This window comes from Bradyrhizobium vignae (assembly GCF_004114425.1).
GTDB classification, from domain to species: Bacteria; Pseudomonadota; Alphaproteobacteria; order Rhizobiales; family Xanthobacteraceae; genus Bradyrhizobium; species Bradyrhizobium vignae.
In genome coordinates, this window is sequence record NZ_RDQF01000074.1 from 1 (window position 1) to 23,840 (window position 23,840).

Consider the following 23,840-nt stretch of genomic DNA (forward strand, 5'->3'; position numbering starts at 1 on the left):
TCGACCTGCGCGGCGAATCCTACGGCCTCCTGATCGACCAGATCGGCGAGGTGCTGCGCCTGCCCGAGGACGGCAAGGAGGAGAACCCCGTCAACCTCGACCCCCGCATGGCCAAGCTCGCCGGCGGTGTCCACCGCCTCGACGGCCAACTCATGGTCGTCCTCGACGTCGATCGCGTCCTCGAGCTTGCGCCCGAAATGATGGCGGCCTGATACGGCGGCGCTGCCGCCGGCGGGCCTGCAATTGGAAGTGTCCCCGCAGAGGGGAGGAAGCAGAGGTTCACATGCGAACTTGTCTCGTCGTTGATGATTCCAGCGTCATTCGCAAGGTTGCGCGCCGGATCCTGGAAGGCCTCGACTTCCAGATCCTCGAAGCCGAGGACGGTGAGAAGGCGCTGGAGGCCTGCAAGCGCGGCCTGCCCGATGCGGTGCTGCTCGACTGGAACATGCCGGTCATGGATGGCTACGAGTTCCTCGGCCATCTCCGCCGCATGCCCGGCGGGGACCAGCCCAAGGTCGTGTTCTGCACCACCGAGAACGACGTCGCGCATATTGCGCGCGCGCTGCACGCCGGCGCCAACGAATACATCATGAAGCCGTTCGACAAGGACATCGTGACGGCGAAGTTCCAGGAAGTCGGCCTGATCTGAGCGATTGTCCGGAGGCTGAACGGATCCTCCGGCGCTTGTTTTCAACTGAACCGTTTCAGTCTGAGTTGGTGAGTAATGAGTATTGCGTTCGCAGGTAATTCGACTACAGGCACGTCGCGCGAAGCCGGACCGCTGCGGGTGATGATCGTCGACGACTCCGTCGTCATCCGCGGTCTGATCTCGCGTTGGATCGGCGCCGAGCACGACATGGAGGTTGCGGCCTCGCTGCGCACAGGGCTCGAGGCGGTCAACCAGCTGGAACGCATCAACCCCGACGTCGCCGTGCTCGACATCGAGATGCCCGAGCTCGATGGCCTCTCGGCGCTGCCGCGGCTGCTGGCAAAGAAGCGCGATCTCGTCATCATCATGGCCTCGACGCTGACCCGCCGCAACGCGGAGATCAGCTTCAAGGCGCTGTCGCTCGGCGCGGCCGATTACATCCCCAAACCGGAGTCGACGCGCGAGGCGGCAGCCGCGGACATTTTTCATCACGACCTGATCCAGAAGATCCGCCATCTCGGTGCGCGGCTGCGTCGCAGGCCCGCGGTTGCGAGCCCGCCGCTGGCGCCCGCGAGCCCGGCTCCGGCCGCGCGCGGTCCGGTTGCGCGGCCTGTCGCGCCTGCGCCCGCTCCGGCCGTGCACGCCCTCTCGTCAGGATCGCCGTCGACGCGTCCGTTCTCGGCCCAGGCGCCCAAGGTGCTGCTGATCGGCTCCTCGACTGGCGGTCCCCAGGCGCTGATGTCGCTTGTCACCGAGCTTGGCCCCGTGATCGACCGCTTCCCGGTGCTGATCACCCAGCACATGCCACCGACCTTCACCACCATCCTTGCCGAGCATCTGGCGCGTTCGAGCCGCCGGCCGGCAGCCGAGGCGGTCGACCGCGAGCCGGTGAAGCCGGGACGGATCTATCTTGCGCCCGGCGGCAAGCACATGCGTGTGGCGCGCAGCGGCGCGGATGTCGTGATCGGGCTCGACGACGGCCCCGCCGTCAATTTCTGCAAGCCCGCGGTCGATCCGCTCTTCACCTCCGCCATCGACGTCTGGCACGGCAACATCCTCTCCGTGATCCTGACGGGCATGGGCTCGGACGGCATGCGCGGCGGCAAGGACATCGTCGCGGCCGGCGGCAGCGTGATCGCGCAGGACGAAGCCTCCAGCGTGGTCTGGGGCATGCCGGGCGCGGCGGCCAATGCCGGCATCTGCGCGGCGATCCTGCCGCTCAACCAGATCGGCGCCAAGGTCAACCGCCTGTTCGCGGGAGACCGCTCGTGACGCCCTTGGATTACGATTATCTGCGCAAGTTCCTGAAGGAACGCTCCGGTCTCGATCTCTCCGCCGACAAGCAATATCTGGTCGAGAGCCGACTGCTGCCGCTCGCCCGCAAGGCAAGCCTATCAGGCATTCCCGATCTCGTCCTGAAGATCAGGAACGGCGACGGCCGGCTTGCGACCGATGTGGTCGAAGCGATGACCACCAACGAGACGTTCTTCTACCGCGACAAGATTCCGTTCGACAACCTGCGCGACACCATCCTGCCGGGCCTCATCCAGGCGCGCGCGGCGCGCAAGTCGCTTCGCATCTGGTCGGCGGCCTCCTCGACCGGGCAGGAGCCCTATTCGATCGCGATGTGCGTGAAGGAGATGGGAGCTGCTCTCGCCGGCTGGCGTATCGAGATCGTCGCCACCGACCTGTCGCAGGAGGTGCTGGAGAAATCCAAGGCCGGCGTCTACAGCCAGTTCGAGGTGCAGCGCGGCCTGCCGATCCAGCTTCTGGTGAAATACTTCACGCAAACCGGCGAGCTCTGGCAGCTCAACCCCGACATTCGCGCCATGGTGCAGTTTCGTCAGCTCAACCTGCTGCAGGACTTCTCCCATCTCGGCACGTTCGACGTGATCTTCTGCCGCAACGTGCTGATCTATTTCGATCAGGATACAAAGGCCGTGATCTTCGAGCGCCTGGCGAAAGCGATGGAAGCCGACGGCACGCTGCTGCTTGGGGCCGCCGAATCCGTCGTCGGCATCACGGATGCGTTCCGCCCGATCTCCGACCGTCGCGGTCTCTACCAGCTTAACCCCGCGCGCTCCGGCCGGGGGATGGGCGTATTGATGCCGCAGCCGCTGAAGGTCGCTGCGGCGCGGTGAACAGCTTCTCGTCATTCCGGGGCCGCGCCTAAGCGCGGAGCCCGGAATCCATAACCACAGGCCTCCGAGATGGGCAGGCCGTTGGACGTGGGGCTGTTCGATCTGCCTGTGGCTATGGATTCCGGGTTCGCGACGACGTCGCGCCCCGGAATGAGGGGCCCTCACAGAATCGCATGCGGCAGAAACCGCGAGCGGTTGCCGGTGATCGGGCTCTCGTCTTCGCGGATCGACAGGCCGCAGGGTTCGTGATCCACCAGCCAGCTTCCCACCACGGGATAGAAGCCTGAGAAATTCGGCAGCGGGGACAGCGCCTGGCGCACGAAACCTTCGGCGCCATAGGGGCCATTCTGTTCATCGAGCGGCATTCCGCCGGACACAATCGTGACGTTGGCGCCCTCGCGCGAGAGCAGCGGCTTGCGCACATAGGAGCTGCCGAGCTCGGCAGCGCGCGGGTCGTCCTCGAAGAAGGCCGGCAGCAGGTTGGGATGGTTCGGAAACATCTCCCAGAGCAGCGGCAGAATGCCCTTGTTCGAGAGCACCGCCTTCCATGGCGGCTCGATCCAGCGCGTCGGAGCATCCTTGAGCTTTGCGCCGAATGCGTCTTGGAACATCCATTCCCAGGGATAGAGCTTGAAGGCGAGTGCGATGTCGCCATCGTCGAGATCGACGAAGCCACCAGGCTCGTCGTGCCAGCCGACCTGCTCGATGTCGAGCAGCCTGGTCGAGAGCCCGGCCTGGCGTGCGGTGTCTTCGAGATAAGCGAGCGTGCCGGCGTCTTCCTCGTTGCCGGTGATGCCGGTGAGATGGACGTGGCGGCCGCTAGCGATCTCCTTCCACGTCGCGATCAGCCGCTCATGGATCGAGTTGAACTGATCGGCACGCGACGGGATCATGCGGCGTTCGATCGCCTGCTCGAGCCAGGTCCATTGAAACACGGCGGCCTCGAAGATCGAGGTCGGCGTGTCCGCGTTGTATTCGAGCAACTTTGCCGGCGATTTGCCGTCGAACTTCAAATCGAGCCGGCCATAGAGGCTGCGGTCGTCGCGCTTCCAGCTCTCGGCGATCAGGCCCCAGAACGCTTCCGGAATCTTCAAGCGCCGCAAGGAGTGCTCGTCGCCGATGATGCGGCCGGCAAGCTCCAGGCAGATCGCATCGATCTCGCCGGTCGGCGTCTCGATGCCACGCTCGATCTCGTCCAGCGTGAAGCCGTAATAGGCGCGCTCGTCCCAATAGCGCTCGCCGTCGATGGTGTGGAAGACGAAGCCGCATTTCGCTGCGGTCTCTCGCCAGTCGTCGCGCTCGAGACAGGTGATGCGCTGCATGGGTCAGCCGCCGCCCGAGAAGCCGTGGCCGAACGAGCCGAAGCCACCGCGGCTCACGCTATGAGAGCCCGAGTCGGACGATGTTCCCGACGAGGAATGGCTCGAGGAATCGCTGCTGAAGACGCTCGATCGCGACGACCAATGCGGGCTGCTGCCGCCTGACGAACTGCTGCCGCTGCTGCTGCAGGTCGTGGTCGTCTGCCCCGGTACGGCCCCGGGAGAGGGCTCGCAGATCTGCCGCGGCATCAGCGTGTAGGCGGTGGTGCCGACCGCGATCGTACCCATTACCAGCAGCGCGACATGGCCGGAGCGCTTCACCGGTGGCTGCGCAGGCGGTGGTTCAACCACTGGGCGGCGCTTGCCGAATTCCTTCTTGGAGGGCTTGTCGGCCATCTCAGTAGATCATGCTGGCGGCGTTGAGCAGCCCCGCGGCGAGCGAGGACAGGCCAAGCCAGATCGCCGGGGCCAGCTCGCCGGCGGAGATCCGCTCCGAGAGCTTCGGCACCGGGACCTTGACGAGGAAGAACACGATGACCTGCACGATCAGCGCGATCGTCGCCCAGATCAGGCAGTCCAGCACATTGGCCGAATGCGCGATGGCGCTGACCAGCGGCGCCACGAAGCCGAGCAGGCTGAGCCCGAGCGCGATCGCTGCGGCCGGCTCGTTATCCCGGATGAGCTGGAATTCGTTATGGGCCGTGATGCGGGTGTAGACGAACAGATAGGCCACGATCGCGATCAGCCCGGTGCAGAAATAGACCAGGAAGGCGGGCAGGCCGGCGAGTGATTGCAGGAGCATCGTTCCCCCATCGTGCAGCGACCATTCGTCGGCAGGGGAAGGCTAGCGGTTCAAACGTTAAGCTTCAGATGAAGCTGCCCCCCAAAACCGAAAACCCCGCCATTTGCGGCGGGGGCCAGGCTGGGAGGAGCGAGCCCTTTCGGGCTCGCGATGTAACCCGGAAGATCAGGCGGGGATGCGCTCGTCGGCCTCGTGCGGCTCGCGCAGCACGTAGCCGCGGCCCCACACGGTCTCGATGAAGTTGCGGCCCTCGGAGGCGTTGGCGAGCTTCTTGCGGAGCTTGCAGATGAAGACGTCGATGATCTTCAGCTCCGGCTCGTCCATGCCGCCATAGAGATGGTTGAGGAACATTTCCTTGGTGAGGGTCGTGCCCTTGCGGAGCGAAAGCAGCTCCAGCATCTGATATTCCTTGCCGGTCAGATGCACGCGCTGGCCGCCGACTTCCACCGTCTTGGTGTCGAGGTTGACGACGAGGTCGCCGGTCTGGATGACAGACTGGGCGTGGCCCTTCGAGCGGCGCACGATCGCATGGATGCGGGCCACCAGCTCGTCCTTGTGGAAGGGCTTGGTCATGTAGTCGTCGGCGCCGACGCCGAGACCCTTGACCTTGTCCTCGATGCCGGCGAGGCCGGAGAGGATCAGGATGGGTGTCTTGATCTTGGAGACCCGGAGCTGCTTGAGCACGTCGTAGCCGGACATGTCGGGCAGGTTGAGGTCGAGGAGAATAATGTCGTAATCGTACAGTTTACCGAGATCGACGCCTTCTTCCCCCAGGTCGGTCGTGTAGACGTTGAAGCTCTCCGACTTCAGCATCAGCTCGATCGACTGCGCGACGGCGCTGTCATCTTCAATCAGCAAAACGCGCATGCCAGTTCCCCATAGTCGCCGCTCCTGGGCGTCAGGTCGGCCGCATTCGCGGCACTCAACAAAACGCCTTTGAACAACTGATTCGGATCCTGACGACAGATGGTTAACAAACTCTGATTCTGGAACGCAAGTCCCCCCGGTGCAATTTTTGTCGAATCGCCCTAAGGTCTTGCGCGCGAAGCAGCTTTCGTTACCCGATCCCGTTCAAGCTCCACTTTAAGAGACGGACCTAACCGACTCCCGCGACTCAGCCTTCTTCTGAAGGGGAGTCACGCTCAGTCACAAAGACAGTGACGCAATGATTAATGATGCGGGTAAACACGAAGTTAAGCGCCGTTCAGAAATATGGCGAAACTTAAGAGTTTCACCGTGAGGTCCCGGATGACCTGGGCGCGCCCCTTGATGAAGGCTCACCGATGAAGGCTCACCGATGAAGGCTCTTGCCGAACAGATCGGCGACATCGACGGCATCAACATCTATGGCCGCGTGGTCGGCGTGCGCGGGCTGATGGTCGAGGTGGCCGGTCCGATCCACGCGATGTCGGTCGGCGCGCGGCTGGTGATCGAGACCGGCGCCAACCGCACCATTCCCTGCGAAGTGATCGGCTTCTCCGGTAACAATGCTGTCGTGATGCCGTTCGCCGGCCTCGAAGGCGTGCGCCGCGGCTGCAAGGCGGTCATTGCCAATGCCGCCAATCAGGTGCGGCCGTCCGCAGCCTGGCTCGGCCGCGTCGTCAACGCGCTGGGCGAGCCGATCGACGGCAAGGGCCCGTTGCCGCAGGGCTCTTCGCCGATGCCGTTCCGCAATACGCCGCCGCCCGCACATTCGCGCAAGCGAGTAGGCAGCCCGCTCGATCTCGGCGTGCGCGCGATGAACACGTTCCTCACGTGCTGCCGTGGCCAGCGCATGGGCATCTTCGCAGGCTCCGGCGTCGGCAAATCGGTGCTGCTGTCGATGCTGGCGCGCAACGTCGATGCCGCCGTCAGTGTCATCGGGCTGATCGGCGAACGCGGCCGCGAGGTGCAGGAATTCCTGCAGGACGATCTCGGCGAGGAGGGCCTGGCGCGTTCGGTCGTGGTGGTCGCGACCTCCGACGAGCCCGCGCTGATGCGCCGCCAGGCGGCGTATCTCACGCTCGCGGTCGCCGAGTATTTTCGCGACGAGGACAAGGACGTGCTCTGCCTGATGGACTCGGTGACGCGCTTTGCCATGGCCCAGCGCGAGATCGGCCTGTCCGCCGGCGAGCCGCCGACCGCCAAGGGCTACACGCCGACCGTCTTCACGGAGTTGCCGAAGCTGTTGGAACGTGCCGGGCCGGGCTTGGGCGAGGGCGCCATCACCGCGATCTTCACGGTGCTGGTCGATGGCGACGACCATAATGAGCCGATCGCCGATGCCGTCCGCGGCATCCTCGACGGTCACATCGTGATGCAGCGGTCGATCGCCGAGCGTGGCCGCTACCCTGCGATCAACATCCTCAAATCCGTCTCCCGCACGATGCCGAAATCGGCCGATCCGCAGTTCTGGCCTGTCATCCAGCGGGCGCGCCAGGTGATGGCGACCTATGCCGACATGGAGGAATTGATCCGTCTCGGCGCCTACCGGGCCGGCTCCAGCCCCGAGGTCGACGAGGCGATCCGCCTGCACGAGCCGCTCGAGGCCTTCCTGCGTCAGCGCAAGGACGAAAATGCATCACTCGCGGACGGCTACCGCCAATTGGCCCAAATCCTGGGCAATTTGGAAACGGAACGCTAACTTTGTCAGGTCATCATCCGATCCCACAGAGTAGCAGAGCCGGTCTTGGCCTCGATCGGGCCTATGGGGTGACCGGTGCCGTCCCACGTGCAGCGGGGGGACTTCTGGGGAGTACGAGTCGATGAAGTCACGAGATACGCTTATCCGCCTGAAGAAATTTCAGGTCGACGAGAAGCGCCGCCGGGTCACCCAGATCGAGACCATGATCGCCGATTTCCAGCGGATGTCGGTCGATCTCGAGCGCGAGATCCAGACCGAGCAGGAGCGTGCCGGGATCAACGATCCCTCGCACTTCGCCTATCCGACCTACGCCAAGGCCGCGATCCAGCGCCGCGAGAATCTGACCCGCTCGGCCGACGAGCTCAAGGGTCAGCTCGATGAAGCCAAGGCCGCGCTGGCCGAGGCCTTCGAGGAGCTGAAGAAAGTCGAGCTCCTCGACGAGCGCGACCAGGCTCGCGAGCGCGCCGAGGAAAACGCCCGTGAGCAGGCCGACCTCGACAGCATCGGCCTGATGCGCGCGCGCATCGGCGCCGTCGCCTGACGCGCCAGCAACCAAACATCCAGGAATTTGCCAAAACCCGGACCCGCAAGGTCCGGGTTTTCGTATCTGCTGTCCACAGTGTAGCGCCGCGCCCCTTGGTGGTCGGCTTGGCCGCGCGCTATGCTGGCGGGAGTGAATGCTGTGCCAGCGACGGCGGTGCCCACCTCTCCCCGACGGGGAGAGGTGAAGCGACGGGTCGCGTTTCAGGGGGCTCAATGCTGACGCCAGCAGAGCTGGTCGGGTTGATTGAGGCGGTGGCGAAGGGCGATCAGGCCGCGTTCGAGCGCCTGTACGCCGCCACGCGCGCGAAACTCTATGGCGTCGTGCTCCGTATCTTGCGTCGGCAGGATCTCGCAGAGGAGGTCATTCAGGAGACCTACGTCAAGATCTGGAACAGCGCCGGCCAGTTCAATGCGGCGCTGTCGTCGCCGATCACGTGGATGGCCTCGATCGCGCGCAATCGTGCGATCGACATCGTGCGCAAGAAATCGGAAGCATCCATCGAGGAAGAGCCTCAGGCGATGGAGATTGCGGCCGAGAGTGCCGATCCGCTGGCGCGCCGCGAGATGACCGAGGAGCTGAAGCGGCTCCTGGAATGTATCGGCCGGCTCGAGCCGGACCGTCAGAGGCTCGTGCTGCTCGCCTATTACAACGGCTGGAGCCGCGAGCAATTGGCGGAGAAATTTTCGGCGCCCGTCAACACGGTGAAGACGTGGCTCCGGCGCAGCATGTTGGATATCCGGGAGTGCCTCGGGCTCTAGAGGATGACGAGAGTGGCACGAACCAGAGCGGCAACGGCAGTTGACCTCCCCCCGTCGGGGAGAGGTCGGCGCGTAGCGCCGGGCGAGGGGCCGCGGATCTCCTGGGGGACCGTAACCCCTCACCCGGGCCGCATCTTGCGATGCGCTCCGACCTCTCCCTTCGGGAGAGGTGAAGGAATGTGATGGCCTACACGGAGGACCATATCGCGCTCGCCGCGGAATACGCGCTCGGGACGCTCGACGCCGATGAGCGCGCGCAGGTCGAGACCATGATGGCGGTCGACGAGGCGTTCGCCGCCATCGTGCAGGGCTGGGCCCATCGTCTCGGCGTGCTCAACCAGATGGTCGGCTCCGTCGAGCCGCGTCCGATCGTGTGGGAGAACATCAGGTCCGAGATCGCGCGCACGGCCGCCGCACAGGAGCCGCCCGCGCTGGCCGAGGCTTCGCCGCCACCACCGTCCGTGCCGGAGTCATCCTCGCTGCAGACCGCGGAGGCGCCGACCGAAAGCTCGCAGTCGGTGGAGGTGCAGCATCCCGAGGCCGGGCCAGCTGAGACGTCGCGTCCCGAGCCGGACGCCCTCCCTGACGTCGCACCGCAATTCATCCCGCAAGTCCATGCGCCGGATATCAACGTCGTTCGTGCGCCGCAGCCGCCGGTCGTCGGCGACAGCAATGTGGTTCGCCTCGAGGGCCGCGTGAAGCGCTGGCGCTCCATTGCATCGGCCGCCGCCGCGCTCGCAGCCGCGCTGCTCGTGACGCTGTCGCTCCAGATCTTCCAGCCCGACGCGCTGCCGGGTGCTTTGCGTCCCGCGCCGCGCATCCAGACGGTTGAGGTGAAGACGCCGGCCGCGCCGCTCGCCGCCTCCGCACAATATGTCGCGCTGCTGCAGGGCCAGGGCGGCGGCCCCGCCTTCATCCTCACCATCGACGGTGCGACGCGGAATTTCACGGTGCGCAAGGTCGGCGCGACGCCGGAGCCCGGCAAGAGCTTCGAGCTCTGGCTGATCTCGGACAAGCTGCCGCGCCCGCGCTCGCTCGGCGTCATCGGCGCGAGCGATTTCACCGCGCGTCCGCTGCTCGCCTCCTATGATGCCGAGGTCGTCCAAGGCGCGACCTACGCCGTCACGGTCGAGCAGGCCGGCGGTTCGCCGAGCGGCCAGCCGACCTCGGCGCCGGTGTTTTCCGGCAAGCTGATCGAGGCCGTGCCGCCGTCCCAGCCGCAGGCGCCTGCGAAGAAATAGGTGCGTGTGCCGCAGCCCGGATGGAGCGAAAAGCGAAATCCGGGACCACTGTTCCCGCATTCCGCTTTGCTCCGTGCGGGCTACAAGGCCGCGCCACTGCCGCCACGGTCCATCCCGCCGTCGCATCCCGATTAAGTGTCCGTGAATCCATCCCCGCTTTGAACCTCCCCGCAATTCGCCGCGTCAAATCCCCGGAATTTGAAGTCCGCGATGCTGGAAAGGGCGAGAAAATCAGATGGATGCAGCGAGAACGCCAGGCATCTTCCTTCACCAATATGCAGGCCTGCCGCACGGCGCCGCCTTCGAACATTGGCGCGAGCGGGCCGTCGGTCCCTGCGGCCTCGATATCGGGCCGAGCCATGGCGACAACATCGATTGCCGGCTGCAGATCAGCGTCGTCGACAACATCGCGCTCGCCATTCCGGAAGGTGCCTCCGCGCAATATTCCCGCACGCAGAGCCACCTTGCCGACGGCAGTGACGATCTCGTCCTGATCGCGGCCCATGCGGGGCTCGTCCGCGTCGGGCAGAACGGCCACAGCGTCGAGCTCGCGCCCGCTCAGATGGTGCTGGTCGACATGAGCGTGACCGGGACCGTCGGCCACACCGAGGCAGACCGCTTCACCACCATTCGCATGCCGCGCCGTGCGCTGCTCGACATCAGTCCGCGCGCCGAGGACAAGCTCTCGCAGGTGCTCTCGGATGGTGCGGTCGCCGAGACCATCTTCCGCTACCATGCGCTCGCCGCCAATCATGCGCCGCATCTCGATGCGGTCGGCCAGCGCCTGACCGCGCAGCATATGGTCGACCTCGTCGGCCTCTTGCTCGGCACGGATGCGGAGAATGCAAATCGCGCACGCGGCCGCGGCCAGGCGGCGGCTCGCTTCGATCTCATGCGCGCCGATGTGATGGCCGCACTCGGCCGCAACGATCTCTGCCTGTCCGAAGTCGCGACGCGCTCGGGGCTCAGCCCGCGCCAGGCCCAGCGCCTGTTCGAGCAGGCCGGCACGACCTTCACCGAATTCGTGCTGGAGCAGCGCCTGCTCCACGCGCGCAAGCTGCTCGCTGATCCCCGCGCCAGGGCGCGCAAGATCAGCGACATTGCGCATTCCTCGGGCTTCGCCGACCTGTCCTATTTCAACCGCGCCTTCCGCAAGCGCTTCGGCGCGACGCCGTCGGAGCTGCGCGAGGCGTGAGCCGCGGCTTGTAGGCGCGTAGCACGGAGCCTGGATGGAGCGTTAGCGCAATCCGGGGCCGCTTTGTCCGCGGATGCGATCCCGGATTACGCTTTGCTCGATCCGGGCTACGAGACCTTGTGTTGCCGACGGGCAAAACACCCCAACTGTCGGTCAACGGGCGCAGTCGAAAATATTCCGCTTTACCGAAATTCGGAAATCGCGTAGGTGTCGCGGCACTCCGGCCCGAGGAAGAGGGGCGTATCGCGATCGTCACGACACGCGGGCCGGGCGGCGGTGGACGTGGGTCACATCGGCGCGAAGGGTTTTGCAGGGCGGGCAACCGTGAGCGAGTGCGTCGCGCATACGACCGGTGTGGCTGGCGTACGGCAAAATCGTGTGGTCCTGGCGCCCGGGGTCTGTGCGCCAAGTCTTGCGGTGATGTGTATTGCCCGACCGGGCATGCACATCAGCCATCCGCAAGGCGACGGGGGCAATAGTGCATCGCTCCCCGAGGAGATCACGACATAAGCCGTCAAACCACTGCGCAGGGAAGGCCGGGATGTCCTGGCTACACCTGTATGCCGCTGTGCAGCTTCTTGTTACGCAGAATTCGCACAGTGGACCGCGGGTGCCAGCCGGCTCCCGGCCTTCCCTGCGCCCTCTTTCCAACGAGGGCAAGGCGACGAAGCAAAGCTCGGGCGAGATCAGTCGCGAGAATGCGAGGGTGTGTCTGCGATGAATGCCAATGATGAAGCGACTGTGTCACCTCCCACGCGCCATCACTCTGCCCTCGTGCCCCGGACGCAGGGCAGCGTCCCTTCGACGATGCGCAGCAGAGCCGGGGCCCATGTGTCGGGATGCCGTGGAGCTGCTGGGTCCCGGCTCTGCGCAGCAACGCCATAGCGCGTCGAAGACGCGCGTGAACGCGCTGGCGCGTCCGGGACACGGGCGGAGAGAATGCTCGCATCGATGATCTGACCCGTCCCTGCGCAACCGCGCGACATACCCCAGACATGAGAAAGCGCCCGTGGGGGGCGGGCGCTTTCCGTAGTCGACTTGGGGTTGGGGTCGTCTACATATCCACGTGGCGACTTTGGGGGGCTGGTAAAGAGCCGCGTGAATTCACAAAACTCGTCAAATCTCCTCAGCGAACGAGAGAGGCGTTCGAACTGGTGACAACGACCGGCTTGCCGGCCTTGACCACGCGGGCGGTCTGGGTCAGGCCTTCATCCGAGCCAGAGCGCGCCGTCATGCCGAAGCCCGCCACCGCGATCCCTGCGACGAGCGCGACGACCACAATCTTCAAATGGGTCGCGCGATCAGCGCTGTAGATCGAGTGGTTCATGGAAGCCTCCTGCCGCCATCTACCCGAAGTAGTCGCCCGCCCATTCGGGCAGGTTCATGCTTCCGGTGCCCAACAACCTAATATCGGCGGATTCGTTCCCAAGGGGCGATCACAAGACCGTGACAGGACGTGAAAGATCGCGATCAAAAGCGATCCCTTCGTTGTGTTTTTCTATAATTATTTCAGAGATGTAATGGGCCTCCCTGGCGCTTTCTGGCTTGGTGGTCGACAAGGCGCCAGGAACTCAAAAAACATTTGCCTGTGGCTGAAAAACACACGGCTTCTTAAGGCAAATCAGATGCTTCCGACCGTTTTCAACCTCGCCCTGGGGTGGATTTCAGCCTGCGACAGCACGGCGGTCTGGGCCCGGAACCGTTCCACCAGGGACCGCACGAACGGACGAATGGCCGCGGAGGTGACCAGCACCGGCGCCTCGCCTTCGCGCGCGGCGCGCTCGAAGGCCTCGCGCACGGCGGTCATGAACTCCGACAGTTTCGAGGGCTGCATTGCGAGGCTGCGCTCCTCGCCCTGGCCGATGATCGACTCGGCGAAGGCCTGCTCCCATTTCGCCGACAGCGCGATCAACGGCAGATAGCCGGCGTAGGAGGTGTTTTGCGCGCAGATCTGGCGCGCGAGGCGCGCGCGGACGTGCTCGACCATCGTCGCCGGATTGCGCGAGAAGGCGAGCGAATCCGCAATGCCTTCGAGGATGGTGGAGAGGTCGCGGATCGAGATGCGCTCGGCGAGCAGCAGCTGCAGCACGCGCTGGATGCCGGAGACCGTGACCTGGCCCGGAACGATGTCCTTGACCAGCTCGCTCTGCTCCTTCGGCAGCTCCTTGAGCAGCTTCTGCACCTCGCCATAGGACAACAGGTCCGACATGTTGGCCTTGAGCAGCTCGGTGAGATGGGTCGAGAGCACGGTCGCGGCGTCGACGACGGTGTAGCCCTTGAGCGAGGCCTCCTCCTTGAGGCTGGCGTCGACCCAGGTTGCGGGCAGGCCGAAGGTCGGCTCGGTGGTGTGGATGCCGGGCACCTGCACCTGGCTGCCGCCGGGGTCCATCACCATGAACTGGTTCGGCCAGATCTTGCCGGTGCCGGCGTCGACCTCCTTGATCTTGATGATGTAGGTGTTGGCCTCGAGCTGGACGTTGTCGAGGATGCGCACCGCCGGCATCACGAAACCCATCTCGATCGCGAGCGAGCGGCGCAGCGCCTTGATCTGTTCGGTGAGGCGGTCGGTGCCGTCGGGGCCGTTGACCAGCGGCAGCAGCGCATAGCCGAGCTCGATCTTGAGGTCGTCGATCTTGAGCGCGGCCGAGATCGGCTCTTCCGCCGCGGCAGCGCCAGGCGCACCCGGCGTTCCCGGAGCGGGTGCGGCCATGGCGGCCTGCTCGGCCTTGACGGCGGTTCTCTTGTGGTTGCGGGCGTGCCAGGCCAGCGCGCCGGCGCCGGCGCCGAGCGCGAGGAAGGGAATGGTCGGAATGCCCGGCAGCGCCGCCAGCACCAGCATCACCGCCGAGGACATCGCCAGCGCCTGCGGATAGCCGGAGAACTGCTTCATCAGCGCCTTGTCGGCAGCGCCGGAGACGCCGGCCTTGGAGACGAGCAGGCCGGCCGCGGTCGAGACGATCAGCGCCGGCACCTGGGTGACGAGGCCGTCACCGACCGTCAGCAGCGTGTAGCTGCGCCCCGCATCGGCAAAGGACATGCCCTGCTGCGCGACGCCGATGATCATGCCGCCGACGACGTTGATGAAGACGATCAAGAGGCCGGCGATGGCATCGCCGCGGACGAACTTGGAGGCACCGTCCATGGCGCCGAAGAAGCCGCTCTCGTCCTCCAGCTCCTTGCGCCGCTCCTTGGCGACCTTCTCGTCGATCAGGCCGGCGGAGAGGTCGGCGTCGATCGCCATCTGCTTGCCGGGCATGGCGTCGAGGTGGAAGCGCGCGGCGACTTCGGCGATGCGGCCCGAACCCTTGGTGATGACGACGAAGTTGACGATGATCAGGATGGCGAAGACGATGATGCCGATGACGAAATTGCCGCCCATCACGAAGTTGCCGAAGGCCTCGATGACGTGACCGGCCGCAGCCGTGCCCTCGTGCCCGTGCGACAGGATCAGCCTGGTCGAGGCCATGTTGAGCGACAGGCGCAGCATGGTCGAGATCAAGAGGATGGTCGGGAACGCCGAGAATTCGAGCGGCGCCTGGATGAACAGCGACGTCATCAGGATCAGGATCGACAGCGTGATCGAGATCGCCAGGAACAGGTCCAGCACGATCGCGGGCAGGGGCAGGATCAGCACCACCAGGATGGTGAGGATGCCGAGCGCCAGCGCGATGTCGCCGCGCTTGAGGACGGTGACGATGTCGTTGAGGGAGGGGATGCCGGGCTTGGCGTTGCCTACGCCCTGTCCCGCGGTGACGTCGACCATGGTAGCTGCCTCCCCGCGCGACTGCCGTCCGCGCGCCCCAAACGTCTGCGCGGCGGCCGAAGGGCCGCCGTTCCGAAAGTGAGGCACCGCACTGGCGTCCACGGGGTTCCTCCCGTTCTACGCGGCCGACGACACTCGACTTCACCCGGCAATTTTTGCCCGGTGTATGGTTAGCAAAGGGTTAACGGGGGGAGGGAAGGGGGATTATCGTGTCTCACTTCAGGGGTGCATGTCACCGTAATCCTCGGCTTCTGCGTCACCGACTAAGTCGGGCCTGGAGATTCGTCACACTCACCTGCCAATCGCGTAAATTCTTTGCGCCTCCTTCTCGCATCAGTTCTTGCGCCCCCGAATCCTTAAGGATGCGATCGACAGCTCTGACCGCAGAGTCTATGAGGTCCCGATTCGCATCTATCGAATGGAGCGCCGCCCATTTTCTACTTGGGGCAGGTAAATGGGCTGCTGGGTTGCCCATCATCGCCGCAACCAATTCGGCGGCAGCTAAAGCGCGCGAAGCTGTCTCGTCACCGATAGTCGATACAGGGCTTAAAGCGGCGTCGAGAGCACTACGAATCGACTCCACACTGCCGTTAGGAACAATCTGGTCCAAGAGATCTGATGCATTGTCATTGGAAAGCGTATCAGCGGCCCAGCCACCGCTTGAGACTGGGGCAGGGCATAGAAGAACGGCACAACAGGCAATCAGCATGGCAAAGCCGCCGAGCCGCTTAGGCTTGGAAGTGCTATGTAGCTTCATAGTCGGAAATCAGTTCTTCCAGCAACTTGCGCTCTTCAGGAGACTTTTCAGTCGGGTCGTGTAGCACGTTGCGGACCAGATAATATTCGGTCTCGTTCTTGATCTGGCCTCGCTTTACAATCTTTGCGTAGCTTTTCGAATATCGTCTCCGCAGTTCAGAGAGCGTGACAATGCCGCGACTGCGAAGCTGGGAGTCTAGTTTCTCGACCTCCTTATGGTCAAAACGTAACGACATTTCCACGCAATCGTTGATCGCTTGGCGGAGCCCTTTGAGAGCCATCTTCATGCTCTTTTTCTCTAGCGCTTCAAGGCTGGCTATGGGCTGTCTGTCCGGCGGCAGACCCTCAGCCTTGAGATATCGCTCAGCATAAAATGAAAGAAAATCTTTCATTCTCGCATATTTCAATTCAGGTTCGTCTTGCATCCCAACCATCCCTCACTGTCCACGAGCCCCAGGGGAGTTGTCTGGCAAAGCTCCAAATAGATTGATTGATTGCTGGATGTAGTACGATCTGAGTGGGTTCATATTCGATATGCCGTTGATCATGTTTCTCTAATTACGGTGACAGTGCACTAAATATTTTTCCCGTCTTCCTCCACGGCGGGCTTCGGCCCGCGCTTGGCTGGCTTGAGGATGCGCCCGGTCTGACGTTCGATGCGGGCGAGAAAGCGGCTGTCTCCAAGCGGGCGGCCGATGCTCTCGGCTGAACGCAGCGCACCGAACAGATCGGCTTCGGGTTCGGTTGCCAGCAGAAGGGAGAACTCGGGAAAGCGATCGCGGACCGGCGCCAATGCGGTCAAGCCGTCGTCCTTGCCCCGCAAATGCGCAGTCGTCGTTCCGGGGCGCCCGCAGGGCGAACCCGGAATCCATCGGGCGGCGGAGTTGGTGGATGAATGGATTCCGGGCTCGCGCCAAGCGGCGCGCCCCGGAATGACAGCGGGCCCTCTACTTCGCCTTCTCCATCTTCGTCACCGTGTAGCCCGACGACGCCTCCTCGGCTTCGAAGGTCACCTTGTCGCCGACCTTCACCTGCTTGAGCATGGCCGCGTCCTTGACCCGATAGACCATGGTCATGGGGTCATCCATGCCGAGGCTCTTCGCCGGTCCGTGCTTGAGCGTGATCTTGCCGGCGCCTTCGTCGATCTTCTTGACCTCGCCGCTGATCGAGGCCCCGGCCGCCAGCGCGCCGGTGGCAACGCTTGCCGCCAGCGCCAGCGCGGCGGTAAGTTTGATGATGCGGTTCATGTGGATCTCCTTTCGCGTTACTTGACGGTGACGTGACCGATCATGCCGTTGTCGCGGTGATCGGGGATGAGGCACGAATATTCGAACGTGCCGGGCTTGCTGAACTTCCAGAGGATCTCGGCCGTCTTGCTCGGGGCAAGCCGCACTGCATTGGGATCGTCGTGCTCCATGTGCGGATGCTTCTTCATCTCATCCGCATGCGCGAGATTCTCTTTCGTCGTCGCGAGCAGGAATTCGTGGTCCTCCTTGCCGACATTGCGCAGCACGAAGCGGATCTGCTCGCCGCGCTTCACCTCGATTTTTGCCGGCGTGTAGTCCATCTCGTTCAGCAGGACTTCGACGGTGCGTGCCGGCTTCTTGGGATCGCCGGGCTCGCCGGCCGAATAGTTTTCGTGCCCGTGCTTGTCGTGAGCAAAGGCCGGTGCGGTCGAAAGCGCGGCCAGCGCGAGGGCGAGCTTGATCGTGGTCTTCATCGTTATCTCCAGTTGGTGGTTCATCGAAACGCTCACATCTTGTGCTTCATCGGCGGGCTGCCGGGTTTTTGCCGGGCTGGTTCGGCGGCCGGCGCCGTGACCTCGTAGGCGACGGTGCCTTGCGGGAACTTGTACGGGCCGGGATCGCGGTAATCGTCGCGCGCGAGGTCCTCGCGGATCTTCATCACCGTGAACATGCCGCCCATCTCGATCGGCCCGAACTGGCCGGTGCCCGTCATCATCGGCAGCGTGTTGTCGGGCGCGGGCATCTCCATGTTCCCCATCGCCATGCCGGTCGAGCCCATGGCCATGCCGTCAGGCGCGAGCTTGCCGACGGCCTTGGCGAGATCCTTGCGCGACACGCCGATCAGGTTGCGCACGTCGTGTCCCATCGCGTTCATGGTGTGGTGCGACTTGTGGCAGTGGAACGCCCAGTCGCCGGGATTGTCGGCGAGCACGTCGAGCACGCGCACCGCGCCGACCGGAACGTCCGTCGTCGTCTCCGGATATTGCGCGCTCTCCGGAACCCAGCCGCCGTCGGTGCAGGTCACCGCAAAACTGTGGCCATGCAGATGGATCGGATGATTGGTCATGCTGAGGTTGCCCATGCGCACGCGCGCCTTGTCGCCGAGCCTGACCGGCAGTGGATCGATCCCGGGAAACACCCGCGCATTCCAGGTCCACATGTTGAAATCGGTCATCTCGTTGACATGCGGCAGATAGGTGCCGGGGTCGACGCGATAGGTGCTCATCACGAACACGAAGTCGCGATCGACGGGCCGGAAATTCGGATCGCGCGGGTGCACGACGACCATGCCCATCATGCCCATCGCCATCTGCACCATCTCGTCGGAATGCGGGTGGTACATGAACGTGCCGCTCTTCTTCATCTCGAATTCGTAGACGAAGGTCCTGCCCGGCTCGATGTGCGGCTGGTTCAATCCGCCGACGCCGTCCATCCCGCTCGGGACGATCATGCCGTGCCAGTGCACGGTTGTGTATTCGGGCAGTCTGTTGGTGACGAAGATGCGGACCTTGTCGCCCTCGACGGCTTCGATGGTCGGGCCGGGCGATTGCCCGTTGTAGCCCCACAAATTCACCTTCATGCCTTCGGCGAACTCCCGCACCACCGGTTCTGCGACGAGATGGAATTCCTTCCAGTCGCCGTTCATGCGGAACGGCAGCGACCAGCCGTTCAGCGTGACCACGGGGCGATAATCCGGTCCGCTGATCGGATGCAGCGGCGGCTGCATCACCACCTTGTCCATGGTGGGTGCTTCCGGAATCGAAGCGGCCTGCACGCGGCCTTGAATAGCCGACGCGCCGGCAAGCGCGGCGCTCCCCAGAAATCCTCGGCGGGAAAACATCCTGGCCTCCATCTCAGTGGCCGCCGCGATCGGCAGGTGCTGCCGCGGCGATGGTGGTTGGATTGTCGCTGACGGCCGCCGGCGCGCCGCCGCCATTGACGGCGGTCTGCAAGTCGGCCTGGGCGAGGAAGAAGCTCTGCCTGGCGTCGATCGCGCCGCGCAGCGACGCCAGACGTTGCCGCGCCTCGGTGAGCAGCGCGAAGATATCGACCTGCATGCTGGAGAAGCGCAGCTGCATCTCCTCGGTGATGATCTTGCGCAAGGGGATGATCTCGCGCTGGTAGTGGCTCGCGATGTCGTAAGTGGAGCGATAGGCACGATAAGCATCGCGCGCCTCGGAGCGCACATTCACGGCGCGCTCGCTCAAATGGTTGAAGGCAAAGTTGTAAGTCTCGGCTGCCTGACGCACGCGCACCTCGCCGCCGTCGAAGATCGGGATCTGGAACTGCACGTCGAAGCCGCGTTCGCGGAACGGCGGCCCTTCCGGATCCCGAGTGCGGCGGGAAATGCCGGCAATATCCAGCAGCGTCACGAAACGCGTCGCCTCGGCGAGGTTCAGCGACTTCGCCAGCGCCGTCAGCTCCAGCCGCGCGATCTGCAGGTCGATGCGATGGGCGACCGCATCGGCCTCGATGGAGGGCAAGGCCAGCGGCCGGCGCGGCAGCGAGGGCAACGCGTTGGGCAAGCGGAAGTCGAGACCCTCGTCCCACAGACCCATCAGGCGCGCAAGCCTTTCGCGCGTGCTCGCCGCGGTCTGCCGCGCGGTGGCGAGGTCGGCAGTGGTCTCGGCGTAAAACACCTGCTCGCGCGCCTGGTCGAGCTTGTTGAGCGAGCCGGTCTCGCCGAGCTTGACCGCGAGCTGCGCGGTCGATTCCGCCGTCGCCTTCGCGTCGGTCAGCAGCACCACCATCTCGTTGGCGGCAACAGTGCGGATGTAGGCGCGGCGCACGTCGGCGGCGAGTCGCAGCGTCGCCAGGGCAGCGCGCAATTGCGCTGCCCTGAAACGGTCACGGGCGATGTCGGAGCGGAACGGCAGGGTGGCAAGCGCGAGGATGTCGCCGACCACCTGGCGCTCGATCTCGCTGGCGCCATTGCCTGATATCCGCGATATCGAGAACACCGGGTTGGGCGGCAGGCTCTGCTCGACCAGATCGGTCTCGGCCAGCGCCAGCTCGTCATAGGCGGCCTGCAGCCCCTTGTTGTTGAGCAGCGCGATCTGCACGGCAGCGTCTGCGCTGAGCGTCCGCGACAGCAATTGGCGAACGCGCGCCTCGACCGCGCCGGTGCCTTCGGCCGTTCGCACAAAGGCGACGTCCTTGTTGATGGTCTGGTTCGTCAGATCCGAGACATCAGTCATGCCGCTGTCGGGCGAGAACGCGGCGCAGCCGGAAACGCTGAGCGCAGTGAGGACGAGCAGGCCTCGCGCAAGATGGCGTGTCATGGCGCGCTCCTACCGGTCTTGCTTCGGCTGCGGCGTCACCGCATCGTTGCGGCCGCGCCACGGCGCCGGCGTCGCAGGCCGCAGGCTGGTATAGGGCGCGATGGTCGAGCGATAGCCGATGCGCGCCACCTTCGCCGCCGGAGCGGCGGGGTCGGCACTGGCGATCGGTGTCGTTGCCGGCATGCAGCCGGAGAGCGACAGCGCGGCAAGGGCGAGCAGCAGCCGATTCAATCGAAAATATCGTCGATCCACCGCAGATGCGGCGGACTTCGCCCCGGAAAGCGTAAACATGACCTGTCCTTGATCTGGAGACCACAGGTTCGCGCGCGCAGAAGCGCGCTCGGCCCGAAATCGTCGCGTCAGATCAAGCGATGGGGGGACGGTAGTGCTGGGGTGGTGCCGCGCCGTGCAGGCTGGGGACGATCTCGGGTGCGCAGGCGGAGACGGGCAGAAGCGGCTTGGCGACATCAGGCAGATCGGCGGGCAGCGCGCTGACGCACATCATCGCGCAGCACGGGCCCACTGTTCCCTTGCCGTCGTGGTGATGCTGTGCGGGCGCGTCCTTCGCCGCGGTCTGGTGATGAGCGTGGGTTGCCGCATGCGCGTGCGACGTATCGCCGTGCACATGGTTCGTCGGCATCTGGTGATGCGCCGGCACGAGATCTGCGAGGCGCGCGTCGTCAAGGCAGGGCGCAGGGCCACCGCCCCAGGCAAGGCTTGCGGCCGGCGCGAGCACGCAGAACAGATAGGCGAGGGCGATGATCCGCCCCACCCTGATCCGCAACGATCGCGTCAATCGCAACAACATTCTGCCGACTCCGCGCGGCAATGTTGCACACGCTGATTGCAAACTAATGGCAAAAGGCGCATTCGCCAAGCTCTTCCTACCGCAGCGCACCGCGCATGCCCAATATCGCGCCACGATGCTTGACCATGTGGCGAACCGCGGGTCATGGTCCGGCCCGTGCACGCGCCAAATCATCCAGGACAAACACCTGCGTCCTTCACCCCTGACTCCCGTCAGGCCTGGGTGCGCCTGGTCATTGCCCTTGTGATCGGCTCGATCGGCGCCGTCGGCATGTGGGCGGTCGTGGTCGTGATTCCCGTGGTGCAGACCGAATTCGGCGCCACGCGCGGCGCGGTGTCGCTGGCTTTCACCCTCATGATGTTCGGCTTCGGGCTCGGCGGCGTGATCGCCGGCAAGATCACCGACCGGTTCGGCATCGTGCCGGCGATGGCGATCAGCATCGCCTTCCTCGGCGTCGCCAATGTGCTCGCGGGTCTGTCGACCCAGCTCTGGCAGTTCGTAGCGGCTTATTTCTTGATTGGGCTCGGCACCTCCGCGACCTTCGCGCCGCTGATGGCGGAAGCCTCGCATTGGTTCGAGCGCTATCGCGGATTAGCGGTGACCATCGTCGCCAGCGGCAATTATGTAGCGGGAACAATGTGGCCGCCGATCGTGAGCTGGGGCACGCAGGAGATCGGCTGGCGCTACACCCATATCGGCATCGGCATCGTCTGCGCCAGCCTGATGGCGGTGCTCGTGCTGATCCTGCGCGCGCAGATGGGCAACGACCATCTTCGCGATCATGCCAACGCACCGCCGCCGCGGGTCGATCTCAAGTTGTCGACCAACACTCTGACGGTGCTGCTCTCGATTGCCAGCATCTCCTGCTGCGTGGCGATGGCGATGCCGCAGGTGCACATCGTCGCCTATTGCGGCGATCTCGGCTACGGCGTCGCGCGCGGCGCCGAGATGCTGTCCTTGATGATGGGCTGCGGCATCATCAGCCGCATCGGCTCGGGCTATCTCGCCGACAAGATCGGCGGCATCCGCACGCTGCTGGTGGGATCGCTGGCGCAGGGATTTGCGCTGGTGTTCTATCTGTTCTTCGACAGCCTCACCTCGCTGTATCTGATCTCCGCGATGTTCGGCCTGTTCCAGGGCGGCATCGTGCCGAGCTACGCCATCATCGTGCGCGAGGCGATGCCGGCGAGCGAGGCGGCGACCCGCGTCGGCATCGTGATCTTCGCCTCCGTGTTCGGCATGTCGTTCGGCGGCTGGGTGTCCGGCGTCATCTTCGATGCCACCGGATCGTACGCCGCGGCATTCGCCAATGGCGTGGCGTGGAATGCGCTGAACATCGGCATCGTCGTGCTGCTCTTGATCCGCTCGCGGATGGGCTCGGTCAAGACCGGCCCGGGTTTTGCCACCTAAACGGACTGTCCTGCCTTCAGCAGCGAGCAGCCGGTGATCTTGTAGCTGCCGTCGCCCTGCTGCTCGAGCGTGTAGAGCGCCTCCCAGGCCTCGCCATTGGCATCGATGATATGGACGCGCTGGGCGATCCAGCCGCCATCGATCTTGCTCTCGCCAAATTCGAAACTCTTGTGACGATAGACCGGCGCGTAACCGCTCTGCACCATGGACATGAAGATGTCGGGTGCAGGAAAGATCTCCTTGATCGAAGGTGCCGCATAGGAATAAGCCGCCGTCGCATCGTCGCGAACGAAGGCCTGCTCCTGGGCGCGGATGACGCTTTGGGCGGCCGCGACATCGCCGGCGCGTGCGGCGAGGAGACTAAGGGCAATCGTGAAGGCGACGACCAAGACTGCGATGCGCATGACAGGCTCCGCGTCGATATCCCGGCGGAGGCGATGCTAACACATCTCCGCGCCTACCGCTTCCGCCTCGGTGCCGGCTTCGTCGTCCTGGCCGCGCGCACCTTGGCCTTGCCGGCCGGCTGCACGCGCAAGCCGTCGACGAACACGTCGAGCAGGCGCAGCGCCGTCGCCTGCCAGCCGGGCTGATCGTGCACGTAGCACATGCCGAAGAAGGCGCGCAGCAGATCCTCAGGGCTGATGTCGGCGCGCATCTCGCCAGCTGCGACCGCGCGCTCGAGCAGCGAGCCGATCGCCTTGGTCAGACGCTCGAAGGAGAAAGCATGCAGCTCCGACCCGCTCTGCACCGCCAGCGCCAGCGCTGCCATCATCCCCTTCTTGGTCGCAACAAACTCGACCCCTGAGTGCAACCAGCGCCGCAGCGCCTCGACCGGGTCCTTTTCATTCTTCAGTTGCTCGGCCAGCTCGCTGAGCTGCTCGACCTCGCGCCGGTACACCGCCTCGAACAGATCCTCGCGCGTCGGAAAATGGCGGTAGAGCGTGCCGATGCCGACGCCGGCGCGTTTTGCGACGGCCTCCAGGCTCGCTTCGGGGCCGCCGGCGCTGAACACGGCCTTGGCCGCTTCGAGCACGCGCTCGCGATTGCGCACGGCGTCGGCGCGGGGCTTTCGGGCCTGGTCGGTGTGGTCATCCATGCCGCGCAATGTAGATCACGAATTGGTTAGATTGAACCCTCGCCGGACCCGTGCAGGGCTGCATCGCGTTGGTCGCGCAGGGGCTTTTGACGAATTCCAGATATTTCCGAGCGGCTCTTGTTAAACGGAGGCTGCCTCCGTATCTTCGATCGGGCGTCGGCCGCATCATCTTCGGGCGGCGCGGTATCGACGGCGGCCACGGCGGTG

At 64.6% G+C, this 23,840-nt stretch carries 27 protein-coding genes; 10 read left to right on the plus strand and 17 right to left on the minus strand.

Translation table 11 applies throughout. From position 1 onward, the window contains the following. The 4 genes from EAV90_RS35215 to EAV90_RS35230 all read left to right on the plus strand — a co-directional run. On the plus strand, window positions 1-212 hold a 212-nt coding region (locus EAV90_RS35215), incomplete at its 5' end, for a chemotaxis protein CheW (protein WP_208738572.1). Window positions 213-283: 71 nt separating this feature from the next. Continuing rightward, window positions 284-649 carry a response regulator gene (locus tag EAV90_RS35220; protein WP_007600538.1) on the plus strand — a complete coding sequence of 122 codons (366 nt, stop codon included), beginning with the start codon at window positions 284-286 and terminating at the stop codon, window positions 647-649. Window positions 650-724: 75 nt separating this feature from the next. Continuing rightward, window positions 725-1,921, plus strand: coding sequence for a protein-glutamate methylesterase/protein-glutamine glutaminase (locus EAV90_RS35225; protein ID WP_129146068.1), 1,197 nt, complete (start codon window positions 725-727; stop codon window positions 1,919-1,921). Continuing rightward, window positions 1,918-2,790 (plus strand): CheR family methyltransferase, encoded by an 873-nt coding sequence (locus tag EAV90_RS35230; RefSeq protein ID WP_129146069.1) that lies wholly within the window; start codon window positions 1,918-1,920, stop codon window positions 2,788-2,790. The genes EAV90_RS35225 and EAV90_RS35230 overlap by 4 nt, the downstream gene beginning before the upstream one ends. 161 nt (window positions 2,791-2,951) lie before the next feature. On the opposite strand, the gene EAV90_RS35235 is transcribed toward EAV90_RS35230, so the two are convergent. The 4 genes from EAV90_RS35235 to ctrA all read right to left on the minus strand — a co-directional run bounded on the left by EAV90_RS35235 (window position 2,952) and on the right by ctrA (window position 5,778). Further along, window positions 2,952-4,112 carry a glutathionylspermidine synthase family protein gene (locus EAV90_RS35235; protein WP_129146070.1) on the minus strand — a complete coding sequence of 387 codons (1,161 nt, stop codon included), beginning with the start codon at window positions 4,110-4,112 and terminating at the stop codon, window positions 2,952-2,954. Between the two features lie 3 nt (window positions 4,113-4,115). Continuing rightward, entirely contained in the window at window positions 4,116-4,505 is a 390-nt protein-coding gene (locus tag EAV90_RS35240) for a hypothetical protein (protein ID WP_129146071.1), read from the minus strand. A 1-nt stretch (window position 4,506) separates the two neighbouring features. Then, window positions 4,507-4,911 (minus strand): DUF350 domain-containing protein, encoded by a 405-nt coding sequence (locus EAV90_RS35245; protein ID WP_129146072.1) that lies wholly within the window; start codon window positions 4,909-4,911, stop codon window positions 4,507-4,509. A 165-nt stretch (window positions 4,912-5,076) separates the two neighbouring features. After that, window positions 5,077-5,778 (minus strand): response regulator transcription factor CtrA, encoded by a 702-nt coding sequence (ctrA, locus tag EAV90_RS35250; RefSeq protein WP_016848562.1) that lies wholly within the window; start codon window positions 5,776-5,778, stop codon window positions 5,077-5,079. 430 nt (window positions 5,779-6,208) lie between these two features. Here ctrA and fliI point away from each other — a divergent pair, with 430 nt between their 5' ends. From fliI to EAV90_RS35275, 5 genes are all read left to right on the plus strand, one after another. Then, window positions 6,209-7,534 (plus strand): flagellar protein export ATPase FliI, encoded by a 1,326-nt coding sequence (gene fliI / locus EAV90_RS35255; RefSeq protein WP_122401184.1) that lies wholly within the window; start codon window positions 6,209-6,211, stop codon window positions 7,532-7,534. Between the two features lie 121 nt (window positions 7,535-7,655). Beyond that, a complete protein-coding gene (gene fliJ / locus EAV90_RS35260; protein WP_011084990.1) occupies window positions 7,656-8,075 on the plus strand; it encodes a flagellar export protein FliJ in 420 nt (139 codons plus the stop codon). Window positions 8,076-8,290: 215 nt separating this feature from the next. Next, on the plus strand, window positions 8,291-8,836 hold the full coding sequence (locus EAV90_RS35265; RefSeq protein WP_129146089.1) for a sigma-70 family RNA polymerase sigma factor: 546 nt from the start codon (window positions 8,291-8,293) through the stop codon (window positions 8,834-8,836). A 182-nt stretch (window positions 8,837-9,018) separates the two neighbouring features. Then, complete coding sequence (locus tag EAV90_RS35270; RefSeq protein ID WP_122401186.1) at window positions 9,019-10,077, plus strand: anti-sigma factor; 1,059 nt, start codon at window positions 9,019-9,021, stop codon at window positions 10,075-10,077. A 235-nt stretch (window positions 10,078-10,312) separates the two neighbouring features. Beyond that, window positions 10,313-11,272: a helix-turn-helix transcriptional regulator gene (locus tag EAV90_RS35275; protein ID WP_129146073.1), complete on the plus strand. Its 960-nt coding sequence runs from the start codon at window positions 10,313-10,315 to the stop codon at window positions 11,270-11,272. 1,126 nt (window positions 11,273-12,398) lie between these two features. On the opposite strand, the gene EAV90_RS35295 is transcribed toward EAV90_RS35275, so the two are convergent. The 11 genes from EAV90_RS35295 to EAV90_RS35345 all read right to left on the minus strand — a co-directional run bounded on the left by EAV90_RS35295 (window position 12,399) and on the right by EAV90_RS35345 (window position 21,127). Further along, window positions 12,399-12,599, minus strand: a complete 201-nt coding sequence (locus EAV90_RS35295) for a hypothetical protein (protein ID WP_129146075.1) — start codon at window positions 12,597-12,599, stop codon at window positions 12,399-12,401. A gap of 294 nt (window positions 12,600-12,893) precedes the next feature. Continuing rightward, window positions 12,894-15,035 carry a flagellar biosynthesis protein FlhA gene (flhA, locus tag EAV90_RS35300; protein ID WP_164937241.1) on the minus strand — a complete coding sequence of 714 codons (2,142 nt, stop codon included), beginning with the start codon at window positions 15,033-15,035 and terminating at the stop codon, window positions 12,894-12,896. A 256-nt stretch (window positions 15,036-15,291) separates the two neighbouring features. Continuing rightward, entirely contained in the window at window positions 15,292-15,792 is a 501-nt protein-coding gene (locus EAV90_RS35305; protein ID WP_129146077.1) for a DUF4259 domain-containing protein, read from the minus strand. Beyond that, on the minus strand, window positions 15,779-16,216 hold the full coding sequence (locus EAV90_RS35310) for a hypothetical protein (RefSeq protein ID WP_129146078.1): 438 nt from the start codon (window positions 16,214-16,216) through the stop codon (window positions 15,779-15,781). The genes EAV90_RS35305 and EAV90_RS35310 overlap by 14 nt, the downstream gene beginning before the upstream one ends. 149 nt (window positions 16,217-16,365) lie before the next feature. Next, window positions 16,366-16,593, minus strand: coding sequence for a hypothetical protein (locus tag EAV90_RS39885; RefSeq protein ID WP_164937242.1), 228 nt, complete (start codon window positions 16,591-16,593; stop codon window positions 16,366-16,368). Between the two features lie 145 nt (window positions 16,594-16,738). Further along, the gene (locus tag EAV90_RS35320) at window positions 16,739-17,038 is read right to left on the minus strand and encodes a copper-binding protein (protein WP_129146080.1); all 300 of its coding nucleotides are present in this window, start codon (window positions 17,036-17,038) and stop codon (window positions 16,739-16,741) included. Window positions 17,039-17,055: 17 nt separating this feature from the next. After that, window positions 17,056-17,511, minus strand: coding sequence for a cupredoxin domain-containing protein (locus EAV90_RS35325; protein WP_164937243.1), 456 nt, complete (start codon window positions 17,509-17,511; stop codon window positions 17,056-17,058). 32 nt (window positions 17,512-17,543) lie between these two features. Next, window positions 17,544-18,878, minus strand: a complete 1,335-nt coding sequence (locus tag EAV90_RS35330; protein ID WP_129146082.1) for a copper oxidase — start codon at window positions 18,876-18,878, stop codon at window positions 17,544-17,546. Between the two features lie 13 nt (window positions 18,879-18,891). Beyond that, window positions 18,892-20,319 carry a TolC family protein gene (locus EAV90_RS35335; RefSeq protein WP_129146083.1) on the minus strand — a complete coding sequence of 476 codons (1,428 nt, stop codon included), beginning with the start codon at window positions 20,317-20,319 and terminating at the stop codon, window positions 18,892-18,894. Window positions 20,320-20,328: 9 nt separating this feature from the next. Continuing rightward, the gene (locus EAV90_RS35340) at window positions 20,329-20,610 is read right to left on the minus strand and encodes a hypothetical protein (RefSeq protein WP_122401193.1); all 282 of its coding nucleotides are present in this window, start codon (window positions 20,608-20,610) and stop codon (window positions 20,329-20,331) included. A 73-nt stretch (window positions 20,611-20,683) separates the two neighbouring features. Next, window positions 20,684-21,127: a hypothetical protein gene (locus EAV90_RS35345; protein WP_122401194.1), complete on the minus strand. Its 444-nt coding sequence runs from the start codon at window positions 21,125-21,127 to the stop codon at window positions 20,684-20,686. A gap of 144 nt (window positions 21,128-21,271) precedes the next feature. Here EAV90_RS35345 and EAV90_RS35350 point away from each other — a divergent pair, with 144 nt between their 5' ends. Continuing rightward, the gene (locus EAV90_RS35350; RefSeq protein ID WP_129146084.1) at window positions 21,272-22,537 is read left to right on the plus strand and encodes an MFS transporter; all 1,266 of its coding nucleotides are present in this window, start codon (window positions 21,272-21,274) and stop codon (window positions 22,535-22,537) included. Here the strand turns inward: EAV90_RS35350 and EAV90_RS35355 are convergent. Both EAV90_RS35355 and EAV90_RS35360 read right to left on the minus strand, forming a co-directional pair. Continuing rightward, entirely contained in the window at window positions 22,534-22,941 is a 408-nt protein-coding gene (locus EAV90_RS35355; protein ID WP_129146085.1) for a DUF4864 domain-containing protein, read from the minus strand. The two genes, EAV90_RS35350 and EAV90_RS35355, sit on opposite strands and share 4 nt — an antisense overlap. A gap of 53 nt (window positions 22,942-22,994) precedes the next feature. Beyond that, window positions 22,995-23,633 carry a TetR/AcrR family transcriptional regulator gene (locus tag EAV90_RS35360; protein ID WP_129146086.1) on the minus strand — a complete coding sequence of 213 codons (639 nt, stop codon included), beginning with the start codon at window positions 23,631-23,633 and terminating at the stop codon, window positions 22,995-22,997. Window positions 23,634-23,840: the final 207 nt, after the last annotated feature.

Excerpts from the sequence above, each read along its gene's own strand:
- EAV90_RS35220 (WP_007600538.1), top strand. The coding sequence starts at position 284 with ATGCGAACTTGTCTCGTCGTTGATGATTCCAGCGTCATTCGCAAGGTT.
- EAV90_RS35225 (WP_129146068.1), top strand. The coding sequence starts at position 725 with ATGAGTATTGCGTTCGCAGGTAATTCGACTACAGGCACGTCGCGCGAA.
- EAV90_RS35235 (WP_129146070.1), bottom strand. The coding sequence starts at position 4,112 with ATGCAGCGCATCACCTGTCTCGAGCGCGACGACTGGCGAGAGACCGCA.
- EAV90_RS35240 (WP_129146071.1), bottom strand. The coding sequence starts at position 4,505 with ATGGCCGACAAGCCCTCCAAGAAGGAATTCGGCAAGCGCCGCCCAGTG.
- EAV90_RS35245 (WP_129146072.1), bottom strand. The coding sequence starts at position 4,911 with ATGCTCCTGCAATCACTCGCCGGCCTGCCCGCCTTCCTGGTCTATTTC.
- ctrA (WP_016848562.1), bottom strand. The coding sequence starts at position 5,778 with ATGCGCGTTTTGCTGATTGAAGATGACAGCGCCGTCGCGCAGTCGATC.
- fliI (WP_122401184.1), top strand. The coding sequence starts at position 6,209 with ATGAAGGCTCTTGCCGAACAGATCGGCGACATCGACGGCATCAACATC.
- fliJ (WP_011084990.1), top strand. The coding sequence starts at position 7,656 with ATGAAGTCACGAGATACGCTTATCCGCCTGAAGAAATTTCAGGTCGAC.
- EAV90_RS35265 (WP_129146089.1), top strand. The coding sequence starts at position 8,291 with ATGCTGACGCCAGCAGAGCTGGTCGGGTTGATTGAGGCGGTGGCGAAG.
- EAV90_RS35270 (WP_122401186.1), top strand. The coding sequence starts at position 9,019 with ATGGCCTACACGGAGGACCATATCGCGCTCGCCGCGGAATACGCGCTC.
- EAV90_RS35275 (WP_129146073.1), top strand. The coding sequence starts at position 10,313 with ATGGATGCAGCGAGAACGCCAGGCATCTTCCTTCACCAATATGCAGGC.
- EAV90_RS35295 (WP_129146075.1), bottom strand. The coding sequence starts at position 12,599 with ATGAACCACTCGATCTACAGCGCTGATCGCGCGACCCATTTGAAGATT.
- flhA (WP_164937241.1), bottom strand. The coding sequence starts at position 15,035 with ATGGTCGACGTCACCGCGGGACAGGGCGTAGGCAACGCCAAGCCCGGC.
- EAV90_RS35305 (WP_129146077.1), bottom strand. The coding sequence starts at position 15,792 with ATGAAGCTACATAGCACTTCCAAGCCTAAGCGGCTCGGCGGCTTTGCC.
- EAV90_RS35310 (WP_129146078.1), bottom strand. The coding sequence starts at position 16,216 with ATGCAAGACGAACCTGAATTGAAATATGCGAGAATGAAAGATTTTCTT.
- EAV90_RS35320 (WP_129146080.1), bottom strand. The coding sequence starts at position 17,038 with ATGAACCGCATCATCAAACTTACCGCCGCGCTGGCGCTGGCGGCAAGC.
- EAV90_RS35325 (WP_164937243.1), bottom strand. The coding sequence starts at position 17,511 with ATGAAGACCACGATCAAGCTCGCCCTCGCGCTGGCCGCGCTTTCGACC.
- EAV90_RS35330 (WP_129146082.1), bottom strand. The coding sequence starts at position 18,878 with ATGTTTTCCCGCCGAGGATTTCTGGGGAGCGCCGCGCTTGCCGGCGCG.
- EAV90_RS35335 (WP_129146083.1), bottom strand. The coding sequence starts at position 20,319 with ATGACACGCCATCTTGCGCGAGGCCTGCTCGTCCTCACTGCGCTCAGC.
- EAV90_RS35340 (WP_122401193.1), bottom strand. The coding sequence starts at position 20,610 with ATGTTTACGCTTTCCGGGGCGAAGTCCGCCGCATCTGCGGTGGATCGA.
- EAV90_RS35345 (WP_122401194.1), bottom strand. The coding sequence starts at position 21,127 with ATGTTGTTGCGATTGACGCGATCGTTGCGGATCAGGGTGGGGCGGATC.
- EAV90_RS35350 (WP_129146084.1), top strand. The coding sequence starts at position 21,272 with ATGGTCCGGCCCGTGCACGCGCCAAATCATCCAGGACAAACACCTGCG.
- EAV90_RS35355 (WP_129146085.1), bottom strand. The coding sequence starts at position 22,941 with ATGCGCATCGCAGTCTTGGTCGTCGCCTTCACGATTGCCCTTAGTCTC.
- EAV90_RS35360 (WP_129146086.1), bottom strand. The coding sequence starts at position 23,633 with ATGGATGACCACACCGACCAGGCCCGAAAGCCCCGCGCCGACGCCGTG.